5 protein-coding genes are annotated in these 6033 nt (G+C 41.3%); 1 reads left to right on the forward strand and 4 read right to left on the reverse strand.

Going from position 1 to position 6033, the window contains the following annotated elements; all coding sequences use genetic code 11:
- Positions 1-50: 50 nt before the first annotated feature.
- The gene (locus D5R40_RS29550; RefSeq protein WP_205127734.1) at positions 51-332 is read left to right on the forward strand and encodes a transposase; all 282 of its coding nucleotides are present in this window, start codon (positions 51-53) and stop codon (positions 330-332) included.
- 515 nt (positions 333-847) lie between these two features.
- On the opposite strand, the gene D5R40_RS29555 is transcribed toward D5R40_RS29550, so the two are convergent.
- The 4 genes from D5R40_RS29555 to D5R40_RS29570 all read right to left on the reverse strand — a co-directional run bounded on the left by D5R40_RS29555 (position 848) and on the right by D5R40_RS29570 (position 5845).
- On the reverse strand, positions 848-2029 hold the full coding sequence (locus tag D5R40_RS29555; protein ID WP_124155620.1) for an FAD-dependent oxidoreductase: 1182 nt from the start codon (positions 2027-2029) through the stop codon (positions 848-850).
- Between the two features lie 153 nt (positions 2030-2182).
- The gene (locus D5R40_RS29560; RefSeq protein ID WP_124155621.1) at positions 2183-3385 is read right to left on the reverse strand and encodes an FAD-dependent oxidoreductase; all 1203 of its coding nucleotides are present in this window, start codon (positions 3383-3385) and stop codon (positions 2183-2185) included.
- A 31-nt stretch (positions 3386-3416) separates the two neighbouring features.
- Positions 3417-4613 (reverse strand): FAD-dependent monooxygenase, encoded by a 1197-nt coding sequence (locus D5R40_RS29565; protein ID WP_124155622.1) that lies wholly within the window; start codon positions 4611-4613, stop codon positions 3417-3419.
- Between the two features lie 32 nt (positions 4614-4645).
- The gene (locus tag D5R40_RS29570; RefSeq protein WP_240041680.1) at positions 4646-5845 is read right to left on the reverse strand and encodes an FAD-dependent oxidoreductase; all 1200 of its coding nucleotides are present in this window, start codon (positions 5843-5845) and stop codon (positions 4646-4648) included.
- Between the last annotated feature and the right edge of the window lie 188 nt (positions 5846-6033).

Genomic DNA, 6033 nt, shown 5'->3' on the forward strand with positions numbered 1-6033 from the left:
CCTTAATTTATCAGGTTTAATTTTTTTATACCGATGCTACCGGATTTGATATGAAACAGAAATCAGGTATTCTCCAGTCTATGGTAACTCGTGCTGCTTTTTTGTCTGACGAGTCTCACCGGATTCGCTTTGTTTATATCCCTAAACATACTTCTTGGCTGAATCAAATTGAGTGTTGGTTCTCTATTTTGGCCAGGCGTTTACTCCGGCGTAGCAGTTTCTCTTCCACCTCAGACCTCAAGCAGAAGATACTGAATTTTATTGACTATTTCAACTGTACTCTAGCCAGACCTTTTATCTGGAAATTTCAGGGGTTTTCAGAGGATGATTAACCAGATTCAGATTCATGGTCATACTGACTCAAGGATCCAACTCAATGCCGATCATTTTTAGCTTGGCTATTGACCATTTATTTTACGATCGCGATCACACTTCTGAGTATTCTATCTCAGGAAGAAGGCATTGCTTCTACTGGTCACTTATTTCTGCCATCCTGCACTAGTTTGAGCGTTTTTCAAACTTTCCGTTACTGGCTGCGATTGACTCTGATACTTAACTGGAGGCTGTTTGGAGTGATTGTATTTATGTGATTTTAGAATATACCGATCGCTTATCAAAGTCAACACATCTTTTTCGTGTCCATGTATGGATACAAGAGGTATAATAGCTAAAAGTGTTAATAGACTTGCTTTCAAGGGCAAAATAGTAGATTTGTCTGGGGGTAATTTCATATTAGTATTGGTATTTGGCTATTTGTTACGATCGGACTTACGCAAGGATACTATATATAGTGCCTACTAATTTAGGCGATCTTCACTGTAATTTTGTGCGATCGCCTCTCGACTGGCTAATATACCCTACAGGACGCTACCGCTAATGGATCGTATTTATAAAGCCAGTCTTCAAACTCCTCATTACTTCTGAATATCTCCTGAAGATATTTTTCGCTGTCAGGTTCGTATGCTCGCCTGCCCGCCAAACCACTACGAGCTTGAATAATATGTGTGCGTTCTATGCGATTTCTATCATATAGAGCTAAAGCTGCGTCAAGGTTGGGAGCTTTTGCCAGGTACTCCGAGAGTTCGTAGCCATCTTCAAAAGCCGTACTTGCTCCCTGTCCAATAGATGGACTCATGGGATGAGCAGCATCTCCCAAAAGTGTAACTCTCCCCTTGCTCCAACTGGACAATGGTTCTCTATCCCATATCGGTCGTTCTACAATGATTTCTGCATCTGTTGCTTCCATAATCTCAGGCACAGGAGATGCCCACTCACCAAATTCTTTGAGCAGCCGAGATTTAATATCAGCAGCATTCCCAGAATTAGAATCATCTACACACAGCATTGTTGCTCCCCAAAATATATATCCGTCACCCACATCCATCAGTGTAAGGTTCTTAGGTGCGGCTGTCATTGTAGTCACTTCATTAGCACCAAGCAGTTCGTGACTATACTTGAGAAGACCACGCCAAGACATTCTACCTAAATAGCGAGGTTCGCCATCACCAATTAGTGTTTGTCTGACAGCAGATTTAATTCCATCTGCTCCTACTACTAGGTCTACCTCTACTGTTTTTTTGCCCTCAAATTCTACTGTTACACTGTTATGGTTTTGAGTGAAGTCAACACAGCGATGATTCAGGTGAATTATTTCTGGTGGAAGTGCTGCTGCCAGAATTTCCTGTAATTTAGACCAGCGGATACTCAACAAAGGTTGTCCGTATTTTTCCATTAGGGTGATTTTTGTTTTTTGAGTTATCTCTCCAGTATTTTTCTGCAAGCTTACGACTTTGAGTATGCTCCCCGCTTGTTTTAATTGTTCTACTATAGTTGATTCTATCGCCTCTAGAGCTTTTAAACCGTTAGGATTGAGGGATAAACCTGCGCCGACTGGGCGCAACTCTCTAGCTTTCTCATAGACATGAGCATCAATGCCTTTTTTTCTCAGAGCGATCGCTGTTGCTAGACCACCAATACCGCCACCGATAATGGCGACTTTCTGCACTACAGGTTTAGAAGTTTCTCTCATTTTGCTTGTTTCCTTTTGATTGGTATAGTAATCCGAAATAGGTTGTAAGATTTATCGTAGGTTTCTGGTCTCCAAATCCTTTATGCGCTTGGGTTGGGAGACAAAACCCCTACAGTTTCTTTCACGAATCATTTCTTATGGCTATATTTGTTCTTATACTACTACTTTTTCTTGCCAAGGTTTAAAACGTGACTCTGAATTTGGCTCGTAATCATACAGCCAATTTTGAAACTCTTCCTCTTCAAACATCTGCTGTGACTTTTGATTGGTTTGCTGATTAGATTGATAATAGCGTTTTTCACCCTCCGCACTACGGGTTTGAATAATTGCTGTACGGCGAATTCGACGGTTATCGTAGTTTGCAAGTGCAGTTTCTAGCTCTGAGAAGTTGTACAAACACTCAGCAAGTTCATAAGCGTCTTCAAAAGTAGTATTAGCTCCTTGCCCTACTGATGGTGCCATCGGATGAGCTGCATCTCCCAATAACGTCACCCTACCATAACTCCATTGCTTCAATGGCAGTCTGTCACATATCCGCCCTTCTAATATCCGTTCAGGATCTGTCTGTGCCATCAGTTCTCTTACTGGTTCCATCCAATTAGCAAATTCTCTAAGGACACGAGACTTTGCTTCAGCAAAAGTAGAAGAAAGTGTAGAGTCTGGCAATAGCTTCCGAGCGCCCCAGTACATATCTCCCTCCCCTAAGTTCAGCAGGAATAATATGGTTTTTTCTCCGTTCATAACGATGACTTCATTTGGAGGTAGTAACTCTTCTTGATAATTGACAACAGCTCGCCAAGACATACTACCCAAATATCGAGGTTGACCATCACCTATCAATATTTCTCTAATTCTAGAGTTTACCCCATCAACTCCAATAAGCAAATCTGACTCGACAGTTTTGCCATTCTCAAAGTGGGTGATGACCCTGTTTTGATTTTGTTCAAAGCCAATACAACGATGATTCAGATGAATGACTTCTGCTGGAAGTGCAGATGCTAAAATCTGTTGTAAATGCCACCACCAAATAGTTAATGCTGGTTGTCCATATTTTCTCATTATGGGACTAGGGAAAGTCCTGATTGTTTCTCCAGTGCTTGTTTTCAAAGTAACTCTCTGCACTTGACAACTTGAACATTTCAGTGTACTTACTATATCTGGTTTAATGGCATCTAGGCATTTCAGACCATTAGGCAGCAAACTTATATCTGCTCCCACTGGACGAAATTCCCTGGCCTGCTCATAGACATGGGCATCAATACCTTGTTTTCTTAAAGCGATCGCTGTTGCTAGACCACCAGGACCTCCACCAATAATGGCGACTTTCTCCACAACAGGTTGGGAAGTTTCTCTCATTTTGCTTGTTTCTTTTTTTTGATGTTTGTTGTTATACTACTAAGGTCTCTTGCCAAGGTTTCAGACGCGACTCTGATTTTGGCTCGTAATCATACACCCAATTTTGAAATTCTTCACGTTCCTGGGGTGACTTTTGATTTGTTTGCTGATTAGATTGATAATAGCGTTTTTCACCCTCCGCACTACGAGTTTGAAGAATTGCTGTACGCTGGATGCGACGTTTATCGTAGTTGGTAAGAGCAGTTTGCAGGTCTGGGAAGTTACACAAACACTCAGTCAGTTCATAAGCGTCTTCAAAAGTAGTATTAGCTCCTTGACCTGCTGATGGTGCCATCGGATGAGCCGCATCTCCTAATAATGTCACCCTACCATAACTCCATTGTTTCAATGGTAGTCTGTCACATATTGGCCCTTCTAATATCCGTTCCGGATCTGTCTGTGCTATCAGTTCTCTTACTGGTTCCATCCAATTAGCAAATTCTCTAAGGAGGCGAGACTTTGCTTCAGCAAAAGTAGAAGAAAGGGTAGAGTCTAGCAATAGCTTCCGCGCTAGCCAACTCATATTTCCTTCTCCCACATTAAGCAGGTAAACTATACTTTCTTCTCCTTTCATCAAGATGACTTCATTAGCTGGTAGTAACTCCTCTTGATAATTGACAACAGCTCGCCAAGACATACTACCAACATATCGAGGTTCCCCGTCACCAATTAATGTTTGTCTCACTGCGGAGTTTACCCCATCTGCTCCAATGAGTAAATCTGCTTGGGCAGTTTTTCCATTTTCAAAATGGGTAACGACATTGTTTTCATTTTGTTCAAAGCCAATACAACGATGATTCAGGTGAATGGCTTCTGGTGGTAGCTCCGATGCCAGAATTTGTTGCAAATGCCACCACCAAATAGTCAGTAGTGGTTGTCCGTATTTTGCCATCATGGTAGTTTCGGTAGTTCTGATTGTTTCTCCAGTGCTTGTTTTTAAAGTCACTTTCTGTACTTGACAACCTGAACGTTTTAGTGTAAAGGCTATCTCTGGTTTAATGGCATCTAGACATCTCAGACCATTAGACTGCAAACCTACACCTGCTCCCACTGGACGAAATTCCCTGGCCTTCTCATAGACATGGGCATCAATACCTTGTTTTCTCAGAGCGATCGCTGTTGCTAGACCACCAGGACCGGCACCAATAATGGCAACTTTTTCCACAACAGGTTTTGACGTTTCTCTCATTTTGCTTGTTTCCTTTTTTTTAGTATTTGTTGTTATATTACTACAGTTTCTTTCCAAGGTTTCAGACGCGACTCTGATTTTGGATCGTAATCATACACCCAATTTTGAAACTCTTGAAAATCCTGCGGTGACTTTTGCTTGGTTTGTTGACTCGGTTGATAGAACTGAAGTTTATCACCTTTAGCACTACGGGTTTGAATAATTGCTGTGCGCTGAATGCGACGTTTGTCGTAGGTATTGAGAGCAGTTTCTAGGTCGGGAAAATTGGCCAGACACTCAGCAAGTTCATAAGCATCTTCAAAAGTGGTATTAGTACCTTGCCCTGATGATGGTGGCATCAGATGAGCAGCATCTCCCAATAGAGTCACCCTACCATAACTCCATTGCTTTAATGCTAGTCTCTGGCAGATCGGAGTTTCTAAGATGCGTTCAGCATTGGTTGCTTCGATCACTTTCTGTACTAATTCGTTCCAATTAGCATATTCTTTGACAACACGAGACTTTGTTTCAGCAGGAGTGGTGGAAAAAGATGCTTCTGATAATACCTTCTGAGCAATCCAGTTCATATTTCCCTCCCCTAAATTGAAGATAAATAATAGACTGTCTTCTCCCTTCATTATAATGGCTTCATCAGGTGGCAGTAGCTCCTCTTTATAGTCAAGAACAGCACGCCAAGACATACTACCAAGATATTGAGGTTCCCCATCACCAATCAATTTTTGTCTGACTACAGAATTTGCACCATCTGCTCCAATGAGTAGATCGGCTTGGGCAGTTTTTCCATTTTCAAAATAGGTAACAACATTGTTTTCATTTTGTTCAAAGTCAATGCAACGATGATTCAGATGAATAACGTTTGGTGGGAGAAATGATGCCAGAATCTGTTGCAACCGCCACCACCAAATAGTTAATGTTGGTTGTCCGTATTTAGCCATCATGCTACTTTCGCTAGTTCTAATTGTTTCTCCACTGATTGTTTTCAAGGTAGTTTTCTGGAGTTGACAACCTGAATTTTTTAGAGTATTCAATATGTCTGTTTGAATAGCATCCAGGCATTTTAGACCATTAGGCATTAAACCTAAACCTGCTCCCACTGGACGAAATTCCTTGGCTTTTTCATAGACATGGGCATCAATACCTTGTTTTCTCAGAGCGATCGCTGTTGCTAGACCACCTGGACCGGCACCAATAATGGCAACCTTTTCTACAACAGGTTTAGAAGTTTCTCTCATTTTGCTTGTTTCCTTTTTTTTGATGTTTGTTGTTATATTACTACTAGACATCTCCAATAATAAAAAATAAAATCAATTATCGTCTACTCTGTAGGGACGTTGCATGCAACGTCCCTACCTACTCAGGGAAAATGCATCTAATTTTTTTGACAAATGACTAAAAACCCAATAATGCCCTTGACCTCACA

Source organism: Okeania hirsuta, from assembly GCF_003838195.1.
Taxonomy (GTDB): Bacteria; Cyanobacteriota; Cyanobacteriia; order Cyanobacteriales; family Microcoleaceae; genus Okeania; species Okeania hirsuta.

What these genes read in the sequence shown, in the direction of transcription:
- D5R40_RS29570 (WP_240041680.1), bottom strand. Translation starts at nt 5,845, where the DNA reads ATGAGAGAAACTTCTAAACCTGTTGTAGAAAAGGTTGCCATTATTGGT.
- D5R40_RS29555 (WP_124155620.1), bottom strand. Translation starts at nt 2,029, where the DNA reads ATGAGAGAAACTTCTAAACCTGTAGTGCAGAAAGTCGCCATTATCGGT.
- D5R40_RS29560 (WP_124155621.1), bottom strand. Translation starts at nt 3,385, where the DNA reads ATGAGAGAAACTTCCCAACCTGTTGTGGAGAAAGTCGCCATTATTGGT.
- D5R40_RS29565 (WP_124155622.1), bottom strand. Translation starts at nt 4,613, where the DNA reads ATGAGAGAAACGTCAAAACCTGTTGTGGAAAAAGTTGCCATTATTGGT.
- D5R40_RS29550 (WP_205127734.1), top strand. Translation starts at nt 51, where the DNA reads ATGAAACAGAAATCAGGTATTCTCCAGTCTATGGTAACTCGTGCTGCT.